This window comes from Roseinatronobacter monicus (genome assembly GCF_006716865.1).
Classification (GTDB): Bacteria; Pseudomonadota; Alphaproteobacteria; order Rhodobacterales; family Rhodobacteraceae; genus Roseinatronobacter; species Roseinatronobacter monicus.
The window spans coordinates 670,133-695,500 of the sequence record NZ_VFPT01000001.1; the positions used below are offsets into that span (position 1 = coordinate 670,133).

At 59.4% G+C, this 25,368-nt stretch carries 23 protein-coding genes; 10 read left to right on the forward strand and 13 right to left on the reverse strand.

Features of this window, described 5'->3' with window-relative positions; translation table 11 throughout:
* Positions 1-23 precede the first annotated feature (23 nt).
* Together purE and BD293_RS02955 are read left to right on the forward strand one after the other, a co-directional pair.
* A complete protein-coding gene (purE, locus tag BD293_RS02950; protein ID WP_142079791.1) occupies positions 24-512 on the forward strand; it encodes a 5-(carboxyamino)imidazole ribonucleotide mutase in 489 nt (162 codons plus the stop codon).
* Positions 505-1,572, forward strand: coding sequence for a 5-(carboxyamino)imidazole ribonucleotide synthase (locus tag BD293_RS02955; protein WP_142079792.1), 1,068 nt, complete (start codon positions 505-507; stop codon positions 1,570-1,572). Before purE ends, BD293_RS02955 begins: the two co-directional genes overlap by 8 nt.
* Positions 1,573-1,593: 21 nt before the next feature.
* On the opposite strand, the gene BD293_RS02960 is transcribed toward BD293_RS02955, so the two are convergent.
* The 4 genes from BD293_RS02960 to BD293_RS02975 all read right to left on the reverse strand — a co-directional run bounded on the left by BD293_RS02960 (position 1,594) and on the right by BD293_RS02975 (position 6,299).
* Positions 1,594-2,871 (reverse strand): NAD(P)/FAD-dependent oxidoreductase, encoded by a 1,278-nt coding sequence (locus BD293_RS02960; RefSeq protein WP_246086193.1) that lies wholly within the window; start codon positions 2,869-2,871, stop codon positions 1,594-1,596.
* On the reverse strand, positions 2,861-4,360 hold the full coding sequence (amaB, locus tag BD293_RS02965) for an L-piperidine-6-carboxylate dehydrogenase (RefSeq protein WP_142079793.1): 1,500 nt from the start codon (positions 4,358-4,360) through the stop codon (positions 2,861-2,863). The genes BD293_RS02960 and amaB overlap by 11 nt, the downstream gene beginning before the upstream one ends.
* Positions 4,361-4,698: 338 nt before the next feature.
* Positions 4,699-5,124, reverse strand: a complete 426-nt coding sequence (locus BD293_RS02970; RefSeq protein WP_142079794.1) for a universal stress protein — start codon at positions 5,122-5,124, stop codon at positions 4,699-4,701.
* A gap of 329 nt (positions 5,125-5,453) precedes the next feature.
* On the reverse strand, positions 5,454-6,299 hold the full coding sequence (locus BD293_RS02975; RefSeq protein WP_246086194.1) for an EAL domain-containing protein: 846 nt from the start codon (positions 6,297-6,299) through the stop codon (positions 5,454-5,456).
* Positions 6,300-6,489: 190 nt separating this feature from the next.
* Here BD293_RS02975 and argH point away from each other — a divergent pair, with 190 nt between their 5' ends.
* From argH to BD293_RS02995, 5 genes are all read left to right on the forward strand, one after another.
* Positions 6,490-7,878, forward strand: coding sequence for an argininosuccinate lyase (gene argH, locus BD293_RS02980; RefSeq protein WP_142079795.1), 1,389 nt, complete (start codon positions 6,490-6,492; stop codon positions 7,876-7,878).
* Positions 7,878-8,015: a hypothetical protein gene (locus tag BD293_RS22600; protein ID WP_170207045.1), complete on the forward strand. Its 138-nt coding sequence runs from the start codon at positions 7,878-7,880 to the stop codon at positions 8,013-8,015. The genes argH and BD293_RS22600 overlap by 1 nt, the downstream gene beginning before the upstream one ends.
* The gene (locus BD293_RS02985; protein ID WP_142079796.1) at positions 8,012-8,326 is read left to right on the forward strand and encodes a DUF2834 domain-containing protein; all 315 of its coding nucleotides are present in this window, start codon (positions 8,012-8,014) and stop codon (positions 8,324-8,326) included. The genes BD293_RS22600 and BD293_RS02985 overlap by 4 nt, the downstream gene beginning before the upstream one ends.
* An 85-nt stretch (positions 8,327-8,411) precedes the next feature.
* Complete coding sequence (gene lysA, locus BD293_RS02990) at positions 8,412-9,677, forward strand: diaminopimelate decarboxylase (protein ID WP_142079797.1); 1,266 nt, start codon at positions 8,412-8,414, stop codon at positions 9,675-9,677.
* 33 nt (positions 9,678-9,710) lie between these two features.
* Positions 9,711-12,191: a DUF4175 domain-containing protein gene (locus BD293_RS02995; protein WP_142079798.1), complete on the forward strand. Its 2,481-nt coding sequence runs from the start codon at positions 9,711-9,713 to the stop codon at positions 12,189-12,191.
* 129 nt (positions 12,192-12,320) lie between these two features.
* Here BD293_RS02995 and rpsD read toward each other — a convergent pair whose 3' ends face one another.
* The 4 genes from rpsD to BD293_RS03015 all read right to left on the reverse strand — a co-directional run bounded on the left by rpsD (position 12,321) and on the right by BD293_RS03015 (position 17,512).
* Positions 12,321-12,941, reverse strand: coding sequence for a 30S ribosomal protein S4 (gene rpsD, locus BD293_RS03000; protein ID WP_142079799.1), 621 nt, complete (start codon positions 12,939-12,941; stop codon positions 12,321-12,323).
* Positions 12,942-13,126: 185 nt separating this feature from the next.
* A complete protein-coding gene (locus BD293_RS03005) occupies positions 13,127-14,158 on the reverse strand; it encodes a Hint domain-containing protein (RefSeq protein WP_142079800.1) in 1,032 nt (343 codons plus the stop codon).
* A gap of 123 nt (positions 14,159-14,281) precedes the next feature.
* Complete coding sequence (locus BD293_RS03010) at positions 14,282-14,920, reverse strand: response regulator transcription factor (RefSeq protein WP_142079801.1); 639 nt, start codon at positions 14,918-14,920, stop codon at positions 14,282-14,284.
* A 21-nt stretch (positions 14,921-14,941) separates the two neighbouring features.
* The gene (locus BD293_RS03015; protein WP_142079802.1) at positions 14,942-17,512 is read right to left on the reverse strand and encodes a PAS domain-containing protein; all 2,571 of its coding nucleotides are present in this window, start codon (positions 17,510-17,512) and stop codon (positions 14,942-14,944) included.
* Positions 17,513-17,712: 200 nt separating this feature from the next.
* On the opposite strand from BD293_RS03015, the gene BD293_RS03020 reads away from it, so the two are divergent.
* Positions 17,713-18,996 carry an IS4 family transposase gene (locus BD293_RS03020; protein WP_142079747.1) on the forward strand — a complete coding sequence of 428 codons (1,284 nt, stop codon included), beginning with the start codon at positions 17,713-17,715 and terminating at the stop codon, positions 18,994-18,996.
* Between the two features lie 5 nt (positions 18,997-19,001).
* Here the strand turns inward: BD293_RS03020 and BD293_RS03025 are convergent, their stop codons facing one another.
* Complete coding sequence (locus tag BD293_RS03025) at positions 19,002-19,277, reverse strand: hypothetical protein (RefSeq protein ID WP_142079803.1); 276 nt, start codon at positions 19,275-19,277, stop codon at positions 19,002-19,004.
* A 189-nt stretch (positions 19,278-19,466) separates the two neighbouring features.
* Here BD293_RS03025 and map point away from each other — a divergent pair, with 189 nt between their 5' ends.
* Positions 19,467-20,255, forward strand: coding sequence for a type I methionyl aminopeptidase (map, locus tag BD293_RS03030; RefSeq protein ID WP_142079804.1), 789 nt, complete (start codon positions 19,467-19,469; stop codon positions 20,253-20,255).
* Here the strand turns inward: map and BD293_RS03035 are convergent.
* Positions 20,212-21,117, reverse strand: coding sequence for a YihY/virulence factor BrkB family protein (locus BD293_RS03035; RefSeq protein WP_142079805.1), 906 nt, complete (start codon positions 21,115-21,117; stop codon positions 20,212-20,214). The genes map and BD293_RS03035 overlap by 44 nt on opposite strands.
* An 8-nt stretch (positions 21,118-21,125) precedes the next feature.
* Complete coding sequence (locus BD293_RS03040) at positions 21,126-21,434, reverse strand: H-NS histone family protein (RefSeq protein WP_211840984.1); 309 nt, start codon at positions 21,432-21,434, stop codon at positions 21,126-21,128.
* Positions 21,435-21,884: 450 nt separating this feature from the next.
* On the opposite strand from BD293_RS03040, the gene cobT reads away from it, so the two are divergent.
* On the forward strand, positions 21,885-23,753 hold the full coding sequence (cobT, locus tag BD293_RS03045; RefSeq protein ID WP_142084268.1) for a cobaltochelatase subunit CobT: 1,869 nt from the start codon (positions 21,885-21,887) through the stop codon (positions 23,751-23,753).
* A 39-nt stretch (positions 23,754-23,792) separates the two neighbouring features.
* Here the strand turns inward: cobT and BD293_RS03050 are convergent, their stop codons facing one another.
* Positions 23,793-24,545, reverse strand: coding sequence for an SDR family NAD(P)-dependent oxidoreductase (locus tag BD293_RS03050; RefSeq protein ID WP_170207048.1), 753 nt, complete (start codon positions 24,543-24,545; stop codon positions 23,793-23,795).
* On the reverse strand, positions 24,542-25,258 hold the full coding sequence (locus tag BD293_RS03055) for an SDR family NAD(P)-dependent oxidoreductase (RefSeq protein ID WP_142079807.1): 717 nt from the start codon (positions 25,256-25,258) through the stop codon (positions 24,542-24,544). Before BD293_RS03055 ends, BD293_RS03050 begins: the two co-directional genes overlap by 4 nt.
* Positions 25,259-25,368: the final 110 nt, after the last annotated feature.

Consider the following 25,368-nt stretch of genomic DNA (forward strand, 5'->3'; position numbering starts at 1 on the left):
GATAATCAGCCAAGAGGGGCCGTATGACCGACATTCGGGTAGGGATCATCATGGGCAGCCAGTCAGACTGGCCGACAATGCGCGAAGCCGCACAGATACTCGATGACTTGGGTGTCAGCTATGAGACGCGCATCGTTTCCGCCCACCGCACACCGGATCGGTTGTGGGAATATGGGCGCGAGGCGGTTGCCCGCGGTTTGCAGGTCATCATCGCAGGGGCGGGCGGGGCTGCGCATCTGCCTGGCATGATGGCATCGAAAACCCGCGTGCCGGTGGTTGGCGTGCCCGTGCAGACCAAGGCCCTGTCAGGCGTCGACAGCCTGTATTCGATTTTGCAGATGCCGCGCGGCTATCCCGTGGCGACCATGGCCATCGGCGCTGCGGGGGCGGCGAATGCCGGGCTGATGGCCGCCGGCATTCTGGCCTTGCACGATGACGCGCTGGCCGAACGGTTGGACACGTGGCGCGCTGAACTTTCGGCCTCAATCCCGGAGGTGCCGGTTGATGACTGACGCATTAGCCCCTGGCCGCGTGATCGGCATACTTGGCGGCGGGCAATTGGGGCGGATGTTGTCGGTCGCCGCGTCCCGACTGGGGTATCGCTGCCATATCTATGATCCCGGTGTGGCACCACCAGCGGGTCAGGTTGCCGAATACGTCACCACTGCCCCTTGGGATGATGCTGCAGCCCTGACGGAGTTTGCCGCCAGTGTCGATGTCATCACTTTCGAATTCGAGAATATCCCGACAGCGACCCTTGTTCTGTTGGAGGCATTGCGCCCCATCCGCCCCGGACGCCGTGCGCTTGCCGTGTCGCAGGACCGGTTGCATGAGAAAGAGTTCCTGCAAACTCTTGGTCTGGAAACCGCCCCCTTCGCACTCGTAGACAGCGCAGAGGCGCTGGAACGCGCGGTTGCCCAAATTGGCACCCCTGCAATACTGAAAACCCGCCGCATGGGCTATGACGGAAAAGGGCAGGCGCGGATTGACGGGGCCGCTGATATCCAGCCCGCGTGGGACGCAATGCAAGGCGCACCCGCGATCCTCGAAGGGTTCGTGACCTTCTCGCTTGAAATATCTGTCATCGCAGCGCGTGGCCTGAGCGGTGAAGTCGCGGCTTTTGACCCCGGTGAGAACTTGCACAAATCCGGTATTTTGCACGAAACGCGTGTCCCCGCTCGCGTCAGTGCACGACAGCGCAGCGACGCTGTACTTGTAGCGGCGAAGGTGCTGAACGCGCTGGATTATCTTGGTGTGTTGGGCGTGGAAATGTTTGTCACACCGCAGGGTTTGATCGTAAATGAGATAGCACCCCGCGTGCACAATTCCGGCCATTGGACACAAAACGGATGCAGCGTAGACCAGTTTGAGCAGCATATCCGCGCCGTTGTGGGATTGCCCTTGGGCGATGGTGGGCGATATGCCGATGTGGTGATGGAAAACCTGATTGGCGATGATCTGGACCGCTTGCCAGACTTGCTGCGCGCCAAGGACACGGCCGTGCACCTCTATGGCAAACCCGAAGCGCGGGCAGGCCGCAAGATGGGGCATGTGAACCGAATTATCCGGTAAGCCCAAAGCGTAGCGTGGGTGTTAGGTGCTGAACCTTGCGGCAGTGGCGTGGATCAGGCCAGCGCCGGTTTCATACCACAGGGCGCGGGTGCTGGTGAAACGCTCATCATGCCGGGCAACAGGGCGCACAGGCAAGCTCTCCATGTCGCCTGTCAACAAAGCATGTGCGGCCTGCATGCCAAATACAGTGCCCGGTCCGATGCCGCGCCCCGAATAGCCGAAACAGGCCAGCGCATCAGGGCCAAAAGCCACGATTTTGGGGATATGGTCGCTGGTCATGGCGATACGCCCGCTCCATCCGTGGTGCAGGGCCTGCCCTTTCAGCGCGGGAAACAGCGTTGCCAGTTTGCGCTGTGCCCATGCGTGATGGACGCCCCCCACTGGCCCCGCGCCATTGCCAATGCCCCCCAATATCAGGCGCCCCGCCTGATCCATCCGCAGCGAGGACATGACAAGCGCAGTATCCCAGCACCCTTCACCCTGCGGCAGGATGGTGGCGCGCAGCGCGTCGGGCAAAGGGGCAGTGGCAAATTGGCAAAAATTCACCGGCACGAATTGTGGCTGAAACGGATCACTCAGCCCAAGATGATAGGCATTTGTGGCCATCAGCACCTTGCGCGCCCGCACTGTGTGCCCTTGGCTGCTCAGCACCCAGTCACCGCCCTTGCGCGACAATGCGGAAACAGGGCTGTGGGTGTGCAGTGCGGCCCCCGCCGCCACTGCCGCCCGTGCCAACCCGCGCACATAAGAGAGCGGCTGTATGGTGCCTGCGCGCGGATCAAAAAGCGCGCCGCAAAACCTGTCACTGCCCACACGGCGCTGTGTTTCAGCCGCATCCAGCACCTGCAACGGCGCGCCCAAGGCGACACCCTGTCGGTGGCGGTCCTGCACGTCGCGCAACCCTGCCGCAGAATGCGCAAGGTGCAGGGTGCCGTCGCAAGTGGCTTCGCAGTCGATCCCCTCGCGCGCGATCAAGTTGAACACTTGCGCGGGTGCACCGGCCAGCGTGTGGATCAGGTGCAATCCTGCGTCCTGCCCCATCTGCGCGGTAAGGGCCTCAGGCGGCAACCACAGACCGGCATTGACCAGCCCGACATTGCGCCCCGACCCGCCATGGCCGATTGCTTCTGCTTCCAGCAAGCAGACAGTCGCGCCTGTGCGCGCTGCCTCCAATGCCGCAGAACACCCTGTGAAACCGCCCCCGACCACGGCCAGATCGACCGTCATGTCCCGCGTGAGTGGGCCCGCGCCGAACTCCTCTCGGGCAGAGGCGTGCCACAGGGTCGTTTCAGATGTCAAAGCGCACCCCTTGCGCCAATGGCAATTCCGCCGAGTAGTTCACCGTGCAGGTCTGGCGGCGCATATACCCTTTCCACGCGTCAGAGCCGCTTTCACGCCCGCCGCCTGTTTCCTTTTCGCCGCCAAATGCCCCACCGATTTCCGCGCCGGACGGGCCGATATTGACATTGGCGATCCCGCAATCAGACCCGGCAGCCGACAGGAATGTCTCCGCCTCGCGCAGATTCAGGGTGAAAATGCACGATGACAGCCCTTGCGGCACATCGTTTTGCATCTCGATGGCGTCTTCCAGCGTTTCATAGCTCATCACATACAGGATCGGCGCAAAGGTTTCCTCGCGCACGCACTCGGTCTGGCTGGGCATTTCGACCAAAGCAGGCGTGACATAGGCCCCGCCCTGCGGCACCGCGTCTGACACGCTTTCGCCGCCATGCACGATGCCACCATCGGCGCGGGCACGGTCCAGCTGTTCCAACATGCGCGCCCGCGCGCCATTGTCGACCAATGGGCCAACCAATGTGCCCGATGCGCGCGGATCACCCACAGGCAGCGTGGAGTAGGCGGCTTTCAGTTTCTCGACCAGCCCTTCGCGGATCGATTCGTGCACGATCAGGCGGCGCAACGATGTGCAGCGCTGCCCGGCAGTGCCAACGGCGCTGAAGACAATCGCGCGCACTGCCATGTCTAGATCCGCCGACGGGGCCACGATCATGGCGTTGTTGCCGCCCAGTTCCAGAATCGGGCGCCCGAAGCGCGCCATGACCTTTGGCCCGACAAGGCTGCCCATGCGGGTAGAGCCGGTCGCAGATACAATCGGCACATCGCGGCTGTCCACCAGCGCGGCCCCGATCTCTGCCCCGCCAATGACAAGCTGGCTCAGGCCGTCAGGCGCGTCACCAAACTTGACCAGCGCACGTTCCAGACAGCGATGCGCGGCCATTGCAGTCAGGGGCGATTTCTCAGAGGGTTTCCAGATGATCGGATTGCCGCAAACCAACGCCAATGCGACATTCCAAGACCAGACAGCCACAGGAAAATTGAACGCCGAGATAATCCCGACCGGCCCCATCGGGTGCCATGTTTCCGCCATGCGGTGCCCGGGGCGTTCCGAGGCGATGGTCAGACCATAAAGCTGCCGAGACAGGCCGACTGCGAAATCGCAGATATCAATCATTTCCTGAACTTCGCCCAAACCTTCGGATGTGATTTTGCCAGCGTCTAGCGTGACCACTGCCCCCAATTCGGCCTTTGCTGCGCGCAATTCCTCGCCGAACAGGCGGACCAACTCGCCACGGCGCGGTGCTGGAACATTACGCCACTGGCGAAAGGCGATTTGCGCGCGCGCGATGATGGCGGGCATTTCGGCGGGGTCGGTTTCGTGCAAGCTTGCCACTTCGGCCCCGTCAATGGGGGAGTAGACGGCCAGTGTGCCACCTGTCAGCGCTGCCTCATTCAGGCCAGCGGCAGCCAGAATCTCTTTATGTGTCATGGTGTTAACTCCTTCATCTGTGACGTGGCGACCCTGTGCGGCACGCAAGCCGCAAAGGCCGCAACGCCCTGCGCGTCTGCCGCGCCCTGTACATTTTTGTCCGTCCCGCGTTGTGTCGCGGGCAAACCCTGCGCCATGTTCAGCATCCACACTGGCAAATGACAAGGGCAGATATGCGGCCTGTGCTGTCGGGCATGATCTCTCAACCCGCACCCCGGCGGTGTTACTGGCAGGGAAGCGCGCGGTATAAGTTCTCGCGCTATTCGCGACGAGAGGTTTATGGCTGTTGAGCGATCGGAATCGCTGCGTGTATCCGTTGGCCTATCGCGGAGAAAAGCTTAATCGCGCACCACATAGACAGACTGCTTTGCATGTCGCACCACTCTGGCCGCATTTGGCCCAAGCAGATAATCCTTCGCTTCGGGGCGGTGTGCCGCCAGAATAATCAGGTCGACTTCGAGCTTGTCTGCTGCGCGCAGGATTTCGTCGTAAATGTTCCCGTGCAAGATATGCGGGTGCACCTCGACCGAGACGGGCACGTTTTGTTTGATCCAGTTGCGCAACGCTTCGCCGAACTGGTGCAAGGCGGTTTGTTCAAACCCGGCCTTGAAAAACGTTCCGACCATTGACAGGCCGAAATCAGGCAAGACGCTGACGACATGCAACTCGCCGCCCTTAATCAGCATCTCTTGCGCTTCTGCCAGCGGTTTTATCCATGAAACCGGTGAATTCAGGTCGATTGGCAACAAGATCTTTTTCGCCATGGTTCCCTCCGAATGCGGCGGTGCTTGGTGACTGCACGCACAGACTGAAGCCGCGCGTCAAATCTTGTTGATCGGATTGGACATGACCCGCACCGTTTAAGCAACCCTTAACTGATTTGGCGCAGGTTTCCGAAAGCAAAGCGCCAGAGCTTCGGGCGCGCCCCGTTCCCCGACTGCTCATGCGCATCAAGTCGCCAATCGCGCGCTGTCTCATCTGATATGGCTGCCGGTCGGGTGCCATAAGCCCAATCGGCGCTCTATGCCTTATGCACTTGGCAATTGGCGCAGGCCCATATTTGCATAGCCCCCCGCATTCGGTTGGTTTGGCATCATCCTGTTTGGCGGGGCTTCAGGTTCGATACTTTCCAAGGTTCCTGTATGGACGGTGCCCCGAAATAATACCCTTGCAGGCAGTCGACCCCCATCCGGACCAATGTTTGTGCATCTTCCGCCGTCTCGACGGATTCGGCCACAGTGAACATATCGAAATGCCGCGCGATAGATACCAAGGCCTGCACCAGAATTTGATTGTCCGCCTCATGGGCGATGTCCCGAATGAAAGCGCCATCAATCTTGACGATATCAAAGTAAAAGTCCTTCAAATATCGGAACGCCGTATAGCCCGCGCCAAAATCGTCCAGCGCGAAACATATGCCCCTTTCCTGCATATCCTGCATGAATAGCGTGACCATATCCGGTACGAGAATGGCCGAGGATTCCGTAATCTCGAGGATCAGCCGCTCTGCGATATAGGGCGTATGACGCAAACCGCGCTCCAGCGTGGCCAGCCATTCCGGATACCCGATCGAGCGCGCAGACATATTGACCGAGATCCGGATCGAGGGTTCCCGCGCAAGCGTGGCCAAACCCATTTCCAGCGCAAGACAGTCAATGCGCCGACCCATTTCGTTGGTTTCGACCGCATCCATAAAATCGGCTGCTGGAATGACCCGTCCCGTCGGATCGATGATTCGGATCAGCCCTTCGTAGAAAGCAGCGCGCTTAGGCATGCGCGCCTGCACGACTGGCTGAAAGGCCAGAACGGCGCGGCGTTCATCCAGTGCTGCCCGCACCATTCTCAGCGTGTCCTTGCGCTGTTTTTCCGCAGCGCAAGACAGGGGCGAGGCATGGGCGGCATCAACAATACTGCTTGGGTTCAGGCGGCGCATGGACATAAGGGCTCTCCGACGTTTTGGCTACCTTGTCTGCGATGGCTTAAATCGCCGTTAATTCTGGGCAGGTCATTAAAATGCTCTGCTTATTTCGAGCGGCTTTGGGGCCTCGCGGTGGCTGAGGCTCTGATTGCCTTCGGGTCGGCGCAGGCGTATAGCCGTGGCGCAATTGCGTTGCTACGGGGTACTGGCCATGGACAAGAAATCGGCAAATACAATGTGGGGCGGGCGCTTCAGCGCCGGTCCAGACGCGATCATGGAGGCGATCAATGCCTCGATCGGGTTTGACAAGCGACTTGCGTCGCAAGATATCGCAGGCTCGCGCGCCCACGCCGCCATGCTGGCCGCAACCGGGATCATCAAGGCCGAAGATGCCGCCGCAATCGACACTGGTCTGGTGCAAGTGCTGGAGGAAATCGAGGCGGGCACATTCACCTTTTCAACCGCGCTGGAAGACATTCACATGAATGTCGAGGCGCGGTTGAGCGAGATTATCGGCGCCCCCGCCGGACGGCTGCACACGGCCCGGTCACGCAACGATCAGGTGGCACTGGATTTTCGCATGTGGGTGCGCGCGCAATGCGATGCGGCCATCTCGGGGCTTGATGCCCTGATCTCTGCCTTTCTGGCGCAGGCAGAGGCGGGCGCGGATTGGGTCATGCCGGGGTTCACCCATCTGCAAACGGCGCAGCCTGTCACATGGGGCCATCACATGCTGGCCTATGTCGAAATGTTTGCCCGTGACAGATCGCGCTTTGAAGATGCGCGCGCGCGGATGAATGAATGCCCGCTTGGCGCGGCGGCCCTTGCGGGCACGTCCTTTCCGATTGACCGGCACATGACCGCGCAGGCATTGGGCTTTGACCGGCCCACATCAAACTCGCTCGACACTGTCTCGGACCGCGATTTTGCGCTGGAATTTCTGGGCGCGGCCTCGATCTGTGCCATGCATCTGTCGCGTTTTGCCGAAGAGCTGGTGATCTGGTCCTCGGCGCAATTTCGGTTCGTGCGCATGTCAGACCGCTTCTCGACCGGCTCCAGCATCATGCCCCAGAAACGCAATCCCGATGCCGCCGAATTGCTGCGCGCCAAGCTGGGCCGCATCTTGGGCGCGACAGTTGCGCTGTTCACGGTCATGAAGGGGCTGCCGCTGACCTATTCGAAGGACATGCAAGAAGACAAAGAACAGGTCTTTGACGCGGCTGATAACCTGATCCTCGGGCTTGCTGCGATGGAAGGGATGGTGCGTGATCTGACCGCCAATCGCGCAGCCTTAGAGGCGGCGGCCTCGTCCGGCTTTTCCACCGCCACCGATCTGGCCGACTGGCTGGTGCGCGCGCTGAACCTGCCCTTCCGCGAGGCGCATCATGTGACCGGCGCTCTGGTCAAGCTGGCCGAGGATAAGGGCTGCGATCTGGCCGATCTCAGCTTGGACGAGATGCAGAAAATACATGGCGAAATCACGCAGGCGGTCTATTCTGTATTGGGTGTGCAGAACTCGGTCGCCAGCCGGACAAGTTATGGCGGCACTGCACCAGAGAATGTGCGCGCCCAAGTCGCGCGCTGGAAAGAGGGGCTTTGATGAAATACGCAGCACTCGCCGTCCTGCTCGCACTTGCCGCCTGCGGGGCAGAAGCGCCCCCAACCCATCCTGGCCAACCCGCCGCAGGCATCGGCCTGAGCGGTGAGGTCACGATGGGCGCGAAGACAAGACTATGAGTCCCCTGCGCCTGATATTCCTGGCCCTTGCCATCTGGGGCACGATCCATCCGATGTATTGGTTCATCACATGGTTTGTGCAGAATGAATGGTCGCTAATGGCGATGGTCGATGCGTGGCACGCCAATGCCTCGACAACTGGTCTTGTCTGGGATCTGACCATTGCGGCTGTCGCGCTGACAGTGTTCGTGCTGGTCGAAACATGGCAGCGCCGCCGCTTTATCGGGCTTCTGGCCATCCCCGCCACCTTTTGTATCGGGGTGTCCTGTGGGCTGCCTCTCTACCTGTTCCTGCGTTCACGACCAGAGTGATCGGATCTTTTTCTTGCGCCAAATACTCCCGCCGGAGGCTCCCGCCCTCTCTTCCTCTCCTGCCGTTTGACTGAAAGCGCCTCTGATGGACCATTTCCAATATCGTGGTGGCATCCTGCATGCCGAAGATGTGCCCCTGACCGAAATCGCCGCTGAGGTGTGCACGCCGTTCTATTGTTACTCCACGGCCACGCTGACCCGTCATTTCCGCCTGTTTCAGGAGGCGCTGGCGGGCATGGATCATCTGGTCTGCTTTGCCATCAAATCGCTGTCCAATCAGGCGATCCTGCGCACGCTGGGCGATCTGGGTGCTGGAATGGATGTCGTGTCGGGGGGCGAGTATCGCCGGGCATTGGCTGCGGGCATACCGGGCGCGCGCATTGTTTTCTCGGGGGTCGGCAAAACCCGCGAGGAAATGGCCTTTGCGCTGCGCAACGGTATCCGGCAGTTCAATGTCGAATCGGCCGAAGAATTGCGCGTGCTCTCGGATGTGGCAACGTCACTGGGCGCTGTGGCCCCGATCACGCTGCGCGTGAATCCTGATGTGGACGCCAAAACCCACGAGAAAATCGCCACCGGGCGCAAAGAAGACAAATTCGGCGTCCCCATCAGCCGCGCGCGCGAGATTTATGCACAAGCCGCCGCATTGCCGGGCATTGATGTGGTGGGCGTCGACGTGCATATCGGCAGCCAATTGACAGACCTTGCGCCATTTGAAGCCGCATTCACCAAGATTGCCGACCTGACGCGCGTGTTGCGCGCTGATGGCCACACCATCCGGCGGCTGGATCTGGGGGGTGGGCTTGGCATTCCCTATACCCGCTCGAATGAAACGCCACCGCTGCCGCTGGAATACGGCGCGATGATCCAGCGTGTGCTGGGCGATCTGGATGTCGAGATCGAGATAGAGCCGGGGCGGTTGATCGCGGGCAATGCCGGTATTCTTGTGGCCTCGGTGATTTACCTGAAAGAAGGCGAGGGGCGTGATTTCCTGATCCTTGACGGGGCCATGAACGACCTGATCCGCCCGGCCATGTATGGGGCCTATCATGATATTGTGCCGGTGCTGGAACCTGTTGCCGCAGTCGCGCAAAGCCCGGTTGATATTGTCGGACCGGTCTGCGAATCGGGCGATACCTTTGCCAAAGGGCGTGACATGCCGCCACTTGCGCCGGGTGATCTTGTCGCCTTCCGCTCCGCCGGGGCATATGGCGCGGTCATGGCGTCGGAATACAATACGCGCCCTTTGATCCCCGAAGTTCTGGTGAAAGATGATCAATATGCTGTCATCCGGGCGCGTCCAAGCTTTGACGAGATCATTAATCGCGATACGTTGCCCACATGGCTGTGACACCAGCAGACCTGTAAGCACAAGCGAGGGTGTATGCGCAGACGTAAAGCCAGCGAAACCAACCCGGCCCTGACACGCGCGCTGCGCGGCACATTGACAGGGCTGTGGCTGGAGCGATTGGCCCGCGCTTTCTGGCCCTTCACGACCGTGATCTTGTTTGCGATTGCGGCACTCGGGTTTGGCGCACAGGATGCTGTGCCCCCCGTCTGGGCGCTCTCGGGCGTTGTCACGACACTCGTGCTGGCGCTTGTGGCATTTGGTCTTGGTGCTTGGCGGTTGCGCATTCCCACCCGCGCGGATGCCGCCGCGCGGCTGGATGCCTCCATGCCGGGGCGACCACTCAGCGCTTTGGCGGATGAACAGATCATCGGGTCCGGTGATGACGCCTCACGCCGTGTCTGGGCCGCACATCTGGCCCGAATGCAAGCGCGACTGGCACAGGCGCGGGCCGTTCCGGGCAATCTGCGGCTTGCACAATATGACCGGTTCGGGTTGCGCTACATTGCAATGACGGGCTTTGTGACGGCTGTCTTGTTCGGTGCCCCGTCGCGCGTGAGCGAGATTTCAGAGATTGCGCAGATACCGGGCCGCGCCGAAGCCGTAGCCCTTGGCCCGTCATGGGAAGTCTGGGTGCAACCGCCCAGCTATACCGGCCGCCCCAGCCTATACCTCAATGAGGTGGACCGTGTCCGTCTGGACCTGCCGCAAGGCAGCCGTGTGACTGTGCGGTTCTATGGTCAGGAAGGCATCATGTCGGTGCAGGAAAGCCTGTCTGACCGCGGCGAGTATGACCCCAACGAGATGGCGCAGGATTTCGAGATTGAACGCTCGGGCCGGTTGAGTGTGCGCGGCCCCGCGGGGCGTGACTGGGAAGTCGTCGCCCTAGTGGACCAGCCGCCAGAAGTGGCGTTGCGCGGGCGCGCGGAGCGCGAGCGTGGCGGGCTGATGCGTCAGGATTTCATCGCAACAGATGATTACGGTGTTGTCGATGGCGAGGTACAGGTCGCCCTTGATCTAGAGAATGTCGAGCGGCGCTTCGGGCTTGCAGCGGAACCAGAGCCGCGCAGCGATATGGCCTTGTCTTTGCCGATGCCTGCGTCTGGTTCGCGCGCCGAGATTGAGGACGCCTTTATCGAGGATTTCTCGCAGCATCCTTGGGCCAATCTGCCTGTGACAATCGCGCTGCAAGTGGAAGATGCGCGCGGTCAGACGGCGACAACCGGCGCCACAGAGATGGTCCTGCCCGGACGGCGGTTCTTTGACCCAACAGCGGCTGCGGTGATCGAAATGCGGCGTGATCTGCTGTGGACACGCGAAAACGCGCGGCGCGTTGGCGAATTGATGATAGCCATCGGGCACAGGCCGGAAGAGGCCTTCCGCTCGGTCGAGGCACGCATCCGCTTTACTGAGACGCGCGAGATGTTACTGGCCAGCCTAGATCAGGGCGAAATGGATGGCACCCTGCGTGACGAATTGTCGGAAAAATTGTGGGATTTGGCCGTCTTGCTGGAAGAAGGCGAGTTGGCTGATGCGCGCGAGCGGTTGCGTCGGGCGCAAGAGCGGCTGGATGAAGCGGTGCGCAGTGGCGCAGATCCCGCCGAAATCGCGGAATTGATGGACGAGTTGCGCGAAGCGATGCGCGATTACATGCGCCAGCTTGCCGAGCAGCCGCGCGAACGTGGCGAGCCGCCGATGGATGGCGAAAGCATGGAAATCACGCAAGACCAGATTCAGGACTTGCTCGACCGTATTCAGGAGTTGATGGAAGAAGGCCGCATGGACGAAGCGGCGGAGCTTCTGGCACAGTTGAACGAGTTGCTTGAGAATTTGCAGGTGGCTGAAGGTGAGGGCGGCGAAGGCATGCCCGGCGATCAGGCAATGGAAGGTCTGGGCGAAACCCTGCGCGACCAGCAAAACCTGTCTGATGACACGTTCAACGAGCTTCAGGATGAATTCCGCAACGGCGACGAGTCCGCCGAGGGCGAACAAGGCGAAGGTGAAGGCGAGGGCGAGGGGCGGGGCGAAGAGCTTGGAGAGCGTCAGCGCGGATTGGCCGATCAGTTGCGTGACCAGCAATTGCAACCCCTTCCAGGCGAAGGAACGCCCGAAGGCGATGCCGCACTCGAAGCGCTGGAGCGCGCGCAGCGCGCGATGGAAGAAGCCGCAGAAGCCCTGGAGAACGGCGAGACGGGCGAGGCCCTGAGTCGGCAAGCCGACGCGATGGAGGCCATGCGGGACGGCATGCGTGCGATGAACGAGGCCCGTGCGCAGGACCAGCGCGACCAGCAAGGCGATCAGGCCAGCAATGAGGGCGGTGATGGCAGCAACCGCGACCCGCTGGGCCGCGAGCGCAATCAGGGTGGCGAAGTCGGGACCGACGATGACCTGCTGCAAGGCGAAGACGTCTATCGCCGCGCGCAGGACTTGCTGGAAGAGCTGCGCCGCCGCTCGGCAGAGCTGGAGCGCCCCGAGGCCGAACTGGATTACCTGCGCCGGCTTCTGGACCGGTTCTGACCTGCTGTGACGAGGAGCCTGTGCAACAGAGCGCGCAGTCGCGGCAGTGACAAGACGCTGACAATCTGACCACGAAAAAGCCCCGCCAGACTGGCGGGGCTTTGAAATTCTGCTGGGGTATGGCGAAGATCAGTTCTTCGCGTAGAATTCCACCACAAGGTTTGGTTCCATCTGAACCGGATAGGGAACATCGCCAAGTGCAGGCATACGCACGAAAGTCGCGGTCAGCTTGGAGTGATCGACTTCCAGATAGTCGGGTACGTCACGTTCTGCCAGACCAACAGCTTCCAGAATGATGGCCAACTGCTTGGACTTGTCGCGGATTGCGATGACATCGCCTTCTTTGACGCGGTAGCTTGGAATGTTCACGCGTGTTCCGTTCACGGTGATATGCCCGTGGTTGACGAACTGGCGCGCGGCAAAGACTGTCGGCACGAATTTCGCACGGTAGATCACGGCATCAAGGCGACGCTCCAGCAGGCCGATCAGGTTTTCACCCGTATCGCCCTTGATACGCTCGGCTTCGGCAAAGATGCGGCGGAACTGCTTTTCGGTCAGATCGCCGTAATAGCCCTTCAGCTTTTGCTTGGCGCGCAGCTGGGTGCCGAAATCCGACATTTTGCCCTTGCGGCGCTGGCCATGCTGGCCGGGGCCATATTCGCGGCGGTTCACAGGGCTTTTTGGACGGCCCCAGATGTTTTCGCCCATGCGGCGGTCAAGTTTGTATTTGGCAGACGTGCGTTTGGTCACGGCTGATCTCCTTCGGTTGCAGCCCCGGATGGGGCAATATGAAGGGCGTTGTCCTCTCCCGCGTGTGGCGGGCGACAGGCGTCCTTTTGCAAGGGCCCCCAACACCAATGATGTCCAAGGCGCAGAAGCGCCACAGATTGCGCGCTTATACAGAGCGCGCGGGTGGTGTCAATGCAAGCTGTCGCTCAGGCTGCGAGAAGGGCCGCTTCGGCCAGATTTAGGCAGCGGCGCGCGGTCGGGCCATAGCTTTCCGGCGCTGTCACCCAGTTTTCACACAGCTGCCGCAAGGCGCGCTTGTGCTCGCGCAGGGTCTGCGCCGGGGCCAGTGCCGGGTGGAAACTTTCGGTTGGCACGCCATTGGCATAGATGATCTGGTGTTCTTCCAGCAGCAAATGCCGGTAACAGATGCCATGAAGCGCCGGATCTTGCGTGATTGTTCTGAAATTGATCAGGTCGCTTGCACGGACCAGCACTTCTTCGCAGCCAAACAATGCGCGCGCCTGTGCCCCGCTGACAACGATCCTGTGTCCGGGCGAGACGCACAGATCGTCACTCGGCATCCCGTCTTCCAGTGCCCCGCGCCGCAGCCGGATGGGGCGCAATTGCGGATGGCGGCGCAGTGCTGGTCCCGACAGCATGCTCTGGCCAAGCCAGAGCACTGGTTGCGGGCCGTTGTCGCGTGTCATGATCTTGTCACCGACCTTGAGCAGAGCGACTGGCCGTGCCCCCTGCGGTGTTGCAATCAGTGTGTCGGACGCAAAGCAGATCACATCTTGCGACGGGTTTCGCGCAGCGCAGGGGGCCGGGCGATGATGGGTGATCCAGCAGGTCTGGCCTTGTGGTGGCATCGGACCCTCAAAGATAACAAGCGTTTGCAGCCCAGTGTCGGCAATGCGGGCGGTATAGCTTGCAGAACCGTCGGTCACAGTGAACCCGCCAGCGGGTGGCCCCGCGAAATCTTCAACACCTGATGGTCGGGGCAGGGCACCGCTAAGTCGTTGCGCGATCGCGCGCGCATTCTCTCGGATATCGTGAATTTCAATCGGTGCAGGCAAAGGCAAGACTGATTGCTGGCCATCAAGGCGCATTGCCGCACCCCGCCATTGCCAGCTTGCCCCGACACGCAACCATGAAGGGTCTATTCCGGTTGCGCCGTCAATCTGCGTCATGTCCCAGCTTATCGCGAACACGCCGTCATGCGGTATTGCCATTGTCATGCCAGCCTCGTCTATGCTGCTTTTGCAGTGCAGCTTACGCAGACGATAGCAAAATTTTTTCAAAAAAACCAGTGGTTATATCATCATCGGCGGGCGCATGCGTTGGGGCGCGTGTGTGATTCTTCAGGGCCAGCCATGCGTGAGCGCCGCCATCACGGCTTGCGTGCGGTTACTCACCCCCAAGCGCCGGCATAGGGTTTTCACATGCAGCTTGATGGTCGGCTCGCTTAGTTTCAGAATGCGGGCAATTTCCTTGTTGGTCTTGCCATCACATAGCGCCTTTAGAACCTCGTTCTCGCGCGTGGTCAATTTCGGACGCTCAGGCACATTCGGAGCGGCGCACAGTGGCCCCTCGCTTTGCGGGTCAGTTTCTGTTAACAGATCGACAGGAACATACCGCTCTCCCAATGCCATAAAGCGTATGGCGTTCAAAAGTGACGATGCTGTCATGGATTTGTGCAAAAACCCCTGTACACCCATCAAAAATGCCCGCTCGACGGCAGCGCGTGGGGCCATGCCAGAAAACAGTGCAACGGGGGGCGCATCGGGCATTTTGAGGATGGCGTCCAGCCCCTCCAAGGCGTTCATGCCTGGCATACTGTAATCAAGCAGCACCAGATCGAACCTTTCGGCACGCGCTAGTATTTGCGTTGCTTCGTCAATGGTGCCTGCGGTGACAATTTCAATATCGTGCTCTTGCTCTAGGAATGAGCAGAGTGTGTCTCGCAAGAGCATATGATCGTCGGCAATCAGAAGTCGCATATAATGTGCCCTAGCTAGACTCTAATGTGTCGTCCGCAGCTTTGTGTGGTGAGATAGTGTTTCCAGTACTGACGCTGCATCAGCCCGGTGGAAAACTATGTCGTTTTCATTTTGCGCGGAAGGTGTTGCAAAATGCAAAGATCCTTCAGCAACTGTCAAGATGACCGGAATTGATAATTCTGCCTGTCGGAAGCTTTTCGCCCACGTGTCGACAGAGGGCGTTGCTGTGTTGGTTTTTACGACGATAACATCCCAGTTACCGGGGTCATCCTGCACGGCGGAAATCGCTTCTTGCGGGGTCGCACAACTGGCAACTTCGGCGCCAGCGCTTGACAGCAACTTTGACATTTCTGTCAAGTCCGTCTCATCGTCGCCAGCAAGCAAGACATTCAGGCCAACAAGGGACGGTGTTTCTTCGACGCCTGCCGCCGCCAATTCCGGCGCGCTTGCATCAGATGCGATTGGCCAGAAAACCTGCACGCGCGTCCCTTTGCCCGGTTCTGACTGAACGCGCAACGCTGCTTTGTTGGACAACAGAATGCCAGAAACAATGCTCATACCCAGTCCAGTGCCATGTTCACCTTTGGTAGAAAAATAAGGATCAAACATCTTTTTTTTCAGTTCTGTGCTTAAACCAATGCCGGTGTCGCGAACTTCCAACACAGTATAACGATGCTCAGGCCAGAAAGTTCCCACATCGAGCGGAAAATTATTTTCCGGTCGCTCAAGGCGGTCCACGCAAACGCTGATCTGTGCACACAGGCATGCGCCAAGCGGCAACGCATCGCGGGCATTGATCATCAGATTGATCAGAACCTGCATCAATTCAGTCTGATCGCACAGTATGTTGATCGGATCGTCTGGCAGTGTGAGCGTCAGTTCTGCGTCGCCCCCAAGGCTGGGGCGCAACAAGTCGGTGGACTGTTTTACAATCGGGCGTATGTCCCTCACGCTGCGCTGCGCTTCGCGCGTTGAAAGCTTGCTCATGTTCTTCAACAAAGACAAAACCTGTGCGCTCGCAGACTCGATCCGCGCAAGGCTTTCGTGTGTTGTATGCCCCGAATCTTGCTTCATGGCCTCGATGGTATGCATAATCACCGCCATAAAGTTGTAAATATCATGCGCCAGTCCCCCGGCTAGCTGCGCGATCTGCTGGCGGCTTTGGGCGATATGAAGCTGCTCTCGCAGCAGCGCATTGTTTTTTTCGCTTGCTTTGCGCGCTGTAATTTCGCGTGCGATTGTCAAGAATGTGCCGTCGCTCTGGACCCATATCGACATGTCAAAATATCGGTCGGCTGCGTTCTGTTGAGGAAAGGCAACTTCGCCATTCCACTGCCCCTGACTGTAAAGTTCGGGCAATATCTTGGCAAATTGATCCCGCAGAGGCTGCGGGTTGATGTCGTGCCATGTCAGGGTCTGAATCGGGGTATCGGCAGATACATACATGACACGCCGCATAGTCGAATTCATATAGGCAATGTAGCCATCCGGCTGGGTGATAGCGATAGCATCATCTGATAGATCCATCGTGCTGATCCGTTCTCGCAAAGCGCGCGCTTCGGCCAGTTTATGCAGGCTCACATCGCTGGCGACGATCATATACCCCTGAAGTTTGCCCTCTGCATTGGTCAAGGATTGCACATTCAAATCAACCCAATAGGGCAGTCCGGTCCAGCTTGTGGCGGCGACGTCCTGCTTGAACTGGTCAAACTTCTTGAGCTTGTGGCGCAGGTCATCCGCTGCGCTACTGTCCGAGGTGTCGAGGCGCAAGATGTCGACAGGGTCGCGCCCCAGTGCTGCGTCCAGCGAGATGCCGGTTCTTGCGATAGCGGCAGGGTTCATCCATGTGACCCGCTGCTCTTCATCCGTCAGCATGATCAGGTTGCTGGACAGGTCGGCCATGCGCCCGAGCAAGCGCAAATGGTGTGTCTGCTCGTAGCTTTCCGTCACATCGCGCACAACGAACAGATATCCCTGTGACCGGCGTGAAGCGGATGCGCCGCGTCTGGTCGCGTGCAAAGCAAATCGCTTGGCCCGGCCATCAATATTGATCGTGTAACTCAGTGTTTCGGACCAGCCGCTGGCATCGACCTGCGCCATTGCCTTGCGCGAGATCGCTGCCACATGCGGGGGTAGAAACTGTTCGGGGGGGTGGCCAATCACCTCTTCCGGGGCAAGCGCAAGGATCAGTGGCGGACTTTGATGAAAGCCGACAACGACACCATGGCGATCTGTTTCCAAAAGCAGTTCGGGCAACGCTCTGACCATAGAGGAAATTCTGTCAAGCGCGGTTTGGAGGTCTGTTTCAAGACGGGCTTGTTGGCGGGTTTGCTGGCGGTGCTTGAGCGCCGCACTCAGACTGGCGGCAAGGCTTCGGATCAAGGCGCAGTCGCGCGCTCCGAATGACCTTGCTTTGCGGCAGAAATCCAGCCCGACAAACCCCGAGATGTCATCCGCGTTCCAGAGCGGGGCCGCGATCATGGATTTTATGTCTTGCTGCACCAGAATATTGTGTATGTCGGACCCGGCAGGAACAGTGCTGGTATCCGCGAGCGCAAGCATTCCGTCACGACGAAAGGCATCCCAGAACATAGCCCCCCCTAAATGAAGCTAAGGGATGCACACATCTTTGGCTGTGCGCTCCGGTTTTCGGCACTTGACCGTTTTTGTTGCGCATGATTCGATCGCTCTACCTAAAGTGGGAGGGCGTCTGTGGTGACTTCGGAAGGCTGGAGGCTGGGTGATTTCGGAGACGAACGCCTGGCAAAAAGGGGGGTCTGCTGCTCGCAGCAATGGTGGCGCGCACGAGCACCTGTCTTCGGCGTCTGGCGGGTGGCCGCCGCAGTGGGATTGTCGGATTTTCGCGCTTTCTGGCCAATCCGCGCGTGACGGCTGAGGCGGTGATTGAAGGCTGGGGAGCGGAGCTTTCGCAAGCCTGCGCGGGGCGGCATATTCTTGCGATTCAGGACAGCAGCGACTTCAATTTCTCGACAACCAAAGAGCGCAGTCGCGGACTGGGTGCAATCGGCAAGGGGTCTGGGCGCGGTGTTTTGCTCCACGCGATGCTGGGTGTGGATGCCGAGACGGGTGGCATTCTGGGTTTGGCCGCGGGCCGGATATGGACACGCGATGGCCGCGTAAGTGTTCCCCACCGGGCCCGCCCCCTGTCCGAGAAGGAATCGCATCGGTGGCTGAGCACGGCAGAGGCTGCCAAGACAGTTCTGGCCCAGGCGCATATGGTGACTGAAATCGGCGATCGCGAGAGCGATATCTATGAGAAATGGGCACGATTGCCGGAGCCGGGCTTTCACATCCTGACCCGTGCCATGACGGATCGCTCAATCCTGGAAGGTGGCGGCAAGCTGTCCTCTGCCCCGCTGAAATTGGCAGGTACGGCACAAGTGGCGATGCGCGCACGCCCAGGGCGCCCGGCGCGCACCGCCAGACTTGAGGCCCGATTTGGCCCCGTTACGATCAAGCGTCCTGCCAATCTGGCCAGACAGCCGGGGCTGGCCGAGACGGTGGAGGTCAGCCTGATCGAAGTCAGCGAGGTGAATGCGCCACCGGGCGCCGAGCCCATCTCATGGCGGCTTTTGACCACTCACAAGGTCGAGGATGCGGACATGGCCTGGCGCGCGGTAAGCTGGTACCGGCAACGCTGGCATATCGAACAATTCTTCCGCACCCTGAAGCAACAGGGGTTGCAACTGGAGGACAGCCAACTGGAAAATGCCGAGCGGTTGATCAAGCTGACCGCGATTGCCGCCCGCGCGGCCTGCACCATCATGCAACTCGTTCAGGCGCGCGATGGCAAGTCCGGGCAAGACGCCAAAATCGCCTTCTCATCCTCCGAAATCCAGACCCTTCATGCTCTCCTGCCCGAACTCGAAGGCAAGACCGCGCTCCAGAAAAACCCTCACCCGCCGGAAACACTTGCCTGGGCCGCGTGGATCATCGCCAAGCTCGGCGGATGGGACGGCTACCCAAAATCCAAACCGCCAGGTCCAATTACATTCCGACATGGCCTACAATACTTCAAATCCGTCTCACACGGATGGAAACTCAGAAATGTGTGAATCGCCTAGCCGATTTCGGGGGTAACCTTCAGATCTTCCTGTACGGGCTTTGTCCCATGGGCGACCCATTCATGCGTGTTCTCGACGAACATCATATCCTTAATCATAAACAGATAGGCGCGATCGGCGTCATGGGCCTGCGCAATCATCTTCAACACCGCGACGATTTCTGCGTCCAGTCGCGCATTGGAGCTTTGAAGCAGCAGGGTTTGCGCTTCTGCAAGGGCGATCACGGGATCAGATGTCGCGGTGCGGTTCGCGGCGTTGGCACTAAAGCCCATCTCAATGTCCTGTTTTCTAGGCCGACTTCGGGGGCGAATGGGTAACATATTCCATTATGCAGCCGACTATCTGAAAAATCCTGATGAAAGCGCGCTGCACAGTCTGGTTTTCTGGACGATGTGCCTCTATTTTGCCACTCGGAATGATAACTAAGAGGTCGAACCGTGGACGACAAGCACGATGGGCGCATGACAAAAGAAGGAATCCGCCTGCATGAGGGGTCGGATTTCGCGGGCATGCACAAGGCTGGTCGGTTGGCCGCAACGATCCTTGATGAAATTGCAGAACATGTCTTTCCGGGGCAGACCACGGCTGAAATCGACCGGATCATTACCGAAAAGGTCGCGGCCGCCGGGGCAGAGTCTGCTACGATTGGCTACCGGGGTTATCAGCATGCAAGCTGCATTTCGGTAAATCATGTGGTCTGTCATGGCATCCCCGGACCTAAGGTTCTGAAGCCCGGTGATATTTTGAACATTGATGTCACGGTTATCGTGGATGGGTGGTTTGGAGATACGTCGCGGATGTATGTCGCGGGTGAATTGCCGCGCAAGGCAGAGCGGCTTATTCAAGTCACTTATGATGCGCTGATGCTGGGAATCGAGGCTGTGCGCCCTGGCAATACTTTTGGCGATATCGGGCATGCGATCCAAAGCTATGTCGAAAGCCAGCGCATGTCAGTCGTGCGCGACTTTTGCGGCCATGGTCTGGGCCGTGTGTTTCATTCACCGCCCAACGTGCTGCATTATGGCCGCGCAGGGCAGGGGCCACGGCTGGAAGAGGGAATGTTTTTCACCATCGAACCAATGGTCAATCTGGGGCGGCCTGAAACAAAAATTTTGGGCGATGACTGGACAGCCGTTACACGCGATAAATCTTTATCTGCCCAGTTCGAGCATTCGATTGGCGTGACGTCCTCCGGATTTGAGTTGTTTACCCTGTCTCCGGCGGGTCGGTTTCATCCAACTTGGGCGTGAATAGATCCTGCTCCTCAGTATCGGAACTCTCGGATTCGGCGTTGCGCATTTCCAGTGTTGCGTTCAGAACAGCACCCAAAAGCACAGCATAGGCAGAAATATAAAACCACATCAGCAAGGCAACCACCGCCCCGATAGAGCCATATATTTCGTTATAATTTCCGAAATTGCTGAGATAATACGAAAATCCAGCCGAGGCGCTGACCCAAAGACCCATCGCGGTCACAAGGCCGGGGTTCAAAACTGCGGTTGAGTTGTCAGAACGGTTTGGCCCGATGCGGTAGAATACCCATATCCAAAGCGCAACCAGCCCCAGGGACACAAACCACCGCGTCACCTCAATAAGCAGGGCTTGAACGCCTATTATCGGGAAAAAAGCGAATAATACGGGCAATACCAATATTGAAAGTAGGGCCACCACGCCCACGATCAGCATTCCTAAGGTAATCACCGCCACACGCAATGCGTGTGAAACGCCTGATCGGCGCGGTGTGCCGTGAATGGCGCATAGCCCGATCAGCATTGCGTCTACGCCCCGCCGTGCCAGAAAAAGTGCGACAAGAATTGAAATCGCACTGGTCCATCCCAGCACGCCTTCGCTTGCCCAAACGATCCGCGTGATCTGATTACTCATCAAGGTGAATGCCGCAGGTGGAACCAAATCTTGCAGCAGTGCAAGTTGATCCTGAATCATCAGCGGGTCAGCAAAAACGCCGAAAACGGACACCAGCGCAGCAATGCCAGGGAATACCGCCAGAAGTGCGAAAAAGGCCACTCCCGCAGAGAGCAGCCCTATATTGCGAGCGTTCATCGCTTTGTACATATCCATTACAAAGCGGATTGAGGCCCGAAATTTTGGCATACGTTTAATCAAATACTCAGGTCGTCCAGTGTTTTACCCGATTCCAGCTCAGCAATGACCCATCTTGGCTTGCGCCCGCGCCCTGTCCAGGTCTGTGATCGATCTGCGGGGTTGGCATATTTCGGTGCAACAACCGCGCGCGTTGCCTTCACGCTTTTGCCAAAAAGCTGATCCATTGTGAACCCGTGCTGGCGCGCAACGGCTTCTGCTTCGGCAAGGGCTTTCTTGCGGGCGCGATCTTCATATGAATCAATCGCTTTAGTGACGTCTTTATGAAGCTTCTTTAATTCGTCTAAGGATAATGTGCTAAGGTCCATTTCACTCACTCCTGCATGCAACGATACTCTAGATCTGCACACCATAACATTAGCTTCTGCAAGTGAAAAATCAATAATCAGGGACATTTCTATTAGGATAGACCTTTAGTATGATGCTCTCTCTCAAATTATTTGCGATCTGCTCAAATGAAACACACCTATTTTGAGTGGAGTTCCAGTATTCACATACACGTGACAGGATAGGCAGACCATGAAATTAACCGCAATGTAATTTCGTCCCCTAAGATGTGCTTGGCATACGATGCCAATATGCAGGTAAATGGGTCTGTTCATTGCTCGGCCTGCAGCCATGCATCGCCGCGGTCTGACCCGATGCGCAGGCGCGTGGTCGGGCGGCAGTTTCAATGCAAGAAATGCTGTGAAATTCTTTCTTTTCCCTGCGCGCTGGTCTATCTCTCGACCCATGACATTCTGGAACCGGACCCGCGCATGACCCGCACCGACAATCCCGCCGACCCCTTCAAGAAGGCCCTTTCCGAGGCCGCGCGCACGATGGCGGATGCGCGGGAGATGACAGTGACCTATTCGGTCGATCCACCGGGGATGAGTGGCGATGCCATGCGCCTGCCGCAGATCACGCGCCGTATGACGCGTGATGAGGTGTTGTTGGCGCGCGGCACGGCTGACACGCTAGCCCTGCGGCACCGCTACCATGACACCGCGCTCCATGCGCGGTACATGCCCCAAGGCCAGATGGCGCGCGACCTGTATCAGGCGATGGAAGAAGCCCGCTGCGAGGCCGTTGGCGCCCGCCATATGCCCGGCACATCCAAGAATATCGACGCACGCATCGCCCATGAGGCCACGCGCAAAGGCTATACCCAGATACGCGACCGTCAAGATGCGCCCTTGTCGGTGGCCGCATCCTACATGATCCGCCAACTGGCAACAGGCCGCGAGTTGCCAGAGGGCGCAGGCCACGTGCTGGACCTGTGGCGCGGTTTCATCGAGGAACGCGCAGGCGGTACGTTGGACGGGTTGGAGAAAGTCTTGACCGATCAGGGCGCGTTCGCCCGCTTTGCCCGCAAGATGATCGAAGATCTGGGCTATGGCGACCAGCTTGGTGATGATCCCGATGAGACGGGCGATGAGGATGATGCCAGCCAAGACGACACCGAAGATCAGGCAGAGGAGCCGGAGAACCCTGACAGCGAAGGGCAGGACGAGCAATCGGATGAGGACAGATCGGAAGACAGCCCCGCGCAGGACAGTGCACAGGCAGATGTGGCGCTGGATGACGATTCGGATGACGAAATGTCCGATGAAACCCAAATGCCCGAGGCCGACGCCCCGCTAGAGCCACCTGCACCGCCCCCCCATTCCGAAGCCAGCGCCGATTACAAGGTGTTCAGCACTGCATTCGACGAAGAGGTCCGCGCCGAGGATCTGGCCGAACCAGCGGAACTGGAACGCCTGCGCGCTTATCTGGACCAACAGTTGGAACCGCTGAAGGGCGCCGTGTCGCGGCTGGCCAACAAGCTGCAACGCCGCCTGCAAGCGCAGCAGAACCGGTCATGGCTGTTTGATCTGGAAGAGGGGATTCTCGATGCTGGCCGCTTGGCGCGTGTCGTTGCAAACCCGACCACACCGCTGTCGTTCAAACAGGAAAAAGACACCGAGTTTCGTGATACGGTGGTCACGCTGCTGCTGGACAATTCCGGCTCTATGCGGGGGCGGCCCATCTCGATTGCGGCAATCTGCGCCGATGTTCTGGCCCGCACGCTGGAGCGGTGCAATGTCAAGGTCGAGATCCTTGGCTTCACCACCCGCGCATGGAAGGGCGGGCAATCGCGTGAGCGCTGGCTGCAAGACGGGCGCAGCCTGCAACCTGGGCGGCTGAATGATTTGCGCCATATCATCTATAAGCAGGCCGATGCACCTTGGCGGCGCGTGCGCCCCAATCTGGGACTGATGATGAAAGAGGGCCTGCTGAAAGAGAATATCGACGGCGAGGCGCTCGAATGGGCGCATCGGCGCATGATGGCCCGGCCAGAGGCGCGGCGTATCCTGATGGTCATTTCCGACGGCGCACCGGTCGACGATTCCACGCTATCCGTGAATGCCGCGAATTTCCTTGAAAAACACCTGCGCGATGTGATCGCCATGGTCGAGCGGCGCAAAGCGGTCGAGTTGCTGGCAATTGGCATTGGCCATGACGTGACACGTTATTACGAACGCGCAGTCACCATCACGGATGTCGAGCAACTGGCCGGAGCGATGACCGAACAACTGGCGGCCCTGTTTGACAAAGACCCCCGCGCCCGTGCGAAATTCCGTGGGATCAATCGCGCGCGGTAAATCCGTGCCGCCTCCTGCGCTGAACATCACTGCGACGGGTTATGGCGTTTGATCCTTAAGTTTTGCGAACAGCACGCGGCCCATGATCCGCGTCATCAGCGCAGGCGCAATGCGGCCCAGCAGGGCCGCCAGCTTCGCCGCATTGCCCGGCAACAGCACGAAGCGCCCGCGCGGCGCATCAAGCACGATCTGCGCCACCAGTTCCGGCGCGATCCTGCGATCTGCGCGCGCGCCTTTCGGGGCGTATTTTGTGGCATGGGGCGTGTCCATCGGGCCGGGACATAGCAGATGCACGGCAACGCCCGCGCGGTTCATGGGCTTGCGCAAGGACCGAGCGAAGGCGGCCAGCCCATCCTTGCTGGCCCCATAACTTGCCGCACCCGGATAACCGGTAAAGCACGACAATGACGCGACAAAAACCAATCGCGCAGCCCCTGTAAAACCACCTTGCTGGTGCAGCAGCAAACTGAGTTGCATTGGCGCGTGCAGATTGACGCGGCTGACCTGTTGGTGGGCATTTGGCGAAATGGTTTCAAAGCGCCCTGTGGCACTTATTCCCGCACTCAGAACCGCCAGATCATAGGGGCCGTGCTGTACCAGTTCCAATGCGATCTGGCCCCATGTCGCGGGGTCGGTGGCAGACAGATCGTGGCGCAGCCACGTTACTGTCGGGGGCAGACCGGCCGGGCGGGCATCCAGATCAATCACGCTTATACGGTCGCCGCGCGCAACGCAGGCATTCAGCAATGTAGCACCCAGCCCACTGGCTGCCCCTGTCAGCAAAATGTTCATCGCGCACTCCTTGCCAGTTTTCGCCACAGCATGTTGCGGCCCACTTGCGCGAAGGACACGACTTGCCGGTCTGCCCCGCGCGGGGCGTTTAGCCTGTCCAGCAAAGTCATCGCCACAGCGCGCGGTGACAGGAACAGACTGTCCATCATGTCGCGCGGGCGGCCTGCGCGTTCTGACATGCCGGTTGCGACCGGGCCGGGATGCAGAACCCGCACGCGAACCTGCCCGCGCCATTCTTCGGCCAAGGCACGCCCGAACCCATCCAGCGCGCCCTTGCTGGCGGCATAGACCGGCATCCCCGCTGCACCCCTATGCGCGACAGACCCAATCAGCCCCAATGTGCCACCTTGCAGCTTGGGGTATAGCGCCTGCGCAAGCTGTAGATTGGTGTCAAAGTTGATCTGAAGAACCTCTGTCATCTCGGCCGCCGTCTCGGCGTGCAAGGGGCGATACCGCCCGGCACCTGCATTCAGAATCGCAAGGGGCAGAGTGCCTGCCACCTGCTGCGTGGTCCATTCCGTGATCTGCAAGGCCGCACCCGGTTGGTTCAGGTCCACTTGCAGATAGGCGCAATCTGGGTAATCGTTGGGCAAGTCCTGCAAGGGCCTGCGTCCCGTTCCCAGCACCCGGTAGCCCCGCACGACCAGCTCTTGCGCCAGCGCCAGCCCCAACCCATGCGAGGCCCCTGTCAGCAGGCAGGTTTTTTCTGACATTGTTAACTCTCCCCACGGCCCCGCGCATCGCGCTTCCTCGCCTTATATGCACCCCGTCGAAGATGTGACAGAGGCGGGCAAGGTCAATGCGCTTTCTGGGACACGCCTTG

What these genes read in the sequence shown, in the direction of transcription:
- BD293_RS03055 (WP_142079807.1), bottom strand. Translation starts at nt 25,258, where the DNA reads ATGTCAGAAAAAACCTGCCTGCTGACAGGGGCCTCGCATGGGTTGGGG.
- BD293_RS03010 (WP_142079801.1), bottom strand. Translation starts at nt 14,920, where the DNA reads ATGCGACTTCTGATTGCCGACGATCATATGCTCTTGCGAGACACACTC.
- BD293_RS03025 (WP_142079803.1), bottom strand. Translation starts at nt 19,277, where the DNA reads ATGGGCTTTAGTGCCAACGCCGCGAACCGCACCGCGACATCTGATCCC.
- BD293_RS02970 (WP_142079794.1), bottom strand. Translation starts at nt 5,124, where the DNA reads ATGGCGAAAAAGATCTTGTTGCCAATCGACCTGAATTCACCGGTTTCA.
- BD293_RS03005 (WP_142079800.1), bottom strand. Translation starts at nt 14,158, where the DNA reads ATGACAATGGCAATACCGCATGACGGCGTGTTCGCGATAAGCTGGGAC.
- BD293_RS02985 (WP_142079796.1), top strand. Translation starts at nt 8,012, where the DNA reads ATGAGTCCCCTGCGCCTGATATTCCTGGCCCTTGCCATCTGGGGCACG.
- BD293_RS03035 (WP_142079805.1), bottom strand. Translation starts at nt 21,117, where the DNA reads ATGCCAAAATTTCGGGCCTCAATCCGCTTTGTAATGGATATGTACAAA.
- BD293_RS02995 (WP_142079798.1), top strand. Translation starts at nt 9,711, where the DNA reads ATGCGCAGACGTAAAGCCAGCGAAACCAACCCGGCCCTGACACGCGCG.
- BD293_RS02955 (WP_142079792.1), top strand. Translation starts at nt 505, where the DNA reads ATGACTGACGCATTAGCCCCTGGCCGCGTGATCGGCATACTTGGCGGC.
- lysA (WP_142079797.1), top strand. Translation starts at nt 8,412, where the DNA reads ATGGACCATTTCCAATATCGTGGTGGCATCCTGCATGCCGAAGATGTG.
- BD293_RS02975 (WP_246086194.1), bottom strand. Translation starts at nt 6,299, where the DNA reads ATGTCCATGCGCCGCCTGAACCCAAGCAGTATTGTTGATGCCGCCCAT.
- map (WP_142079804.1), top strand. Translation starts at nt 19,467, where the DNA reads ATGACAAAAGAAGGAATCCGCCTGCATGAGGGGTCGGATTTCGCGGGC.
- purE (WP_142079791.1), top strand. Translation starts at nt 24, where the DNA reads ATGACCGACATTCGGGTAGGGATCATCATGGGCAGCCAGTCAGACTGG.
- cobT (WP_142084268.1), top strand. Translation starts at nt 21,885, where the DNA reads ATGACCCGCACCGACAATCCCGCCGACCCCTTCAAGAAGGCCCTTTCC.
- BD293_RS03015 (WP_142079802.1), bottom strand. Translation starts at nt 17,512, where the DNA reads ATGTTCTGGGATGCCTTTCGTCGTGACGGAATGCTTGCGCTCGCGGAT.
- BD293_RS03020 (WP_142079747.1), top strand. Translation starts at nt 17,713, where the DNA reads ATGGTGGCGCGCACGAGCACCTGTCTTCGGCGTCTGGCGGGTGGCCGC.
- BD293_RS03040 (WP_211840984.1), bottom strand. Translation starts at nt 21,434, where the DNA reads ATGGACCTTAGCACATTATCCTTAGACGAATTAAAGAAGCTTCATAAA.
- BD293_RS22600 (WP_170207045.1), top strand. Translation starts at nt 7,878, where the DNA reads ATGAAATACGCAGCACTCGCCGTCCTGCTCGCACTTGCCGCCTGCGGG.
- amaB (WP_142079793.1), bottom strand. Translation starts at nt 4,360, where the DNA reads ATGACACATAAAGAGATTCTGGCTGCCGCTGGCCTGAATGAGGCAGCG.
- argH (WP_142079795.1), top strand. Translation starts at nt 6,490, where the DNA reads ATGGACAAGAAATCGGCAAATACAATGTGGGGCGGGCGCTTCAGCGCC.
- BD293_RS03050 (WP_170207048.1), bottom strand. Translation starts at nt 24,545, where the DNA reads ATGAACATTTTGCTGACAGGGGCAGCCAGTGGGCTGGGTGCTACATTG.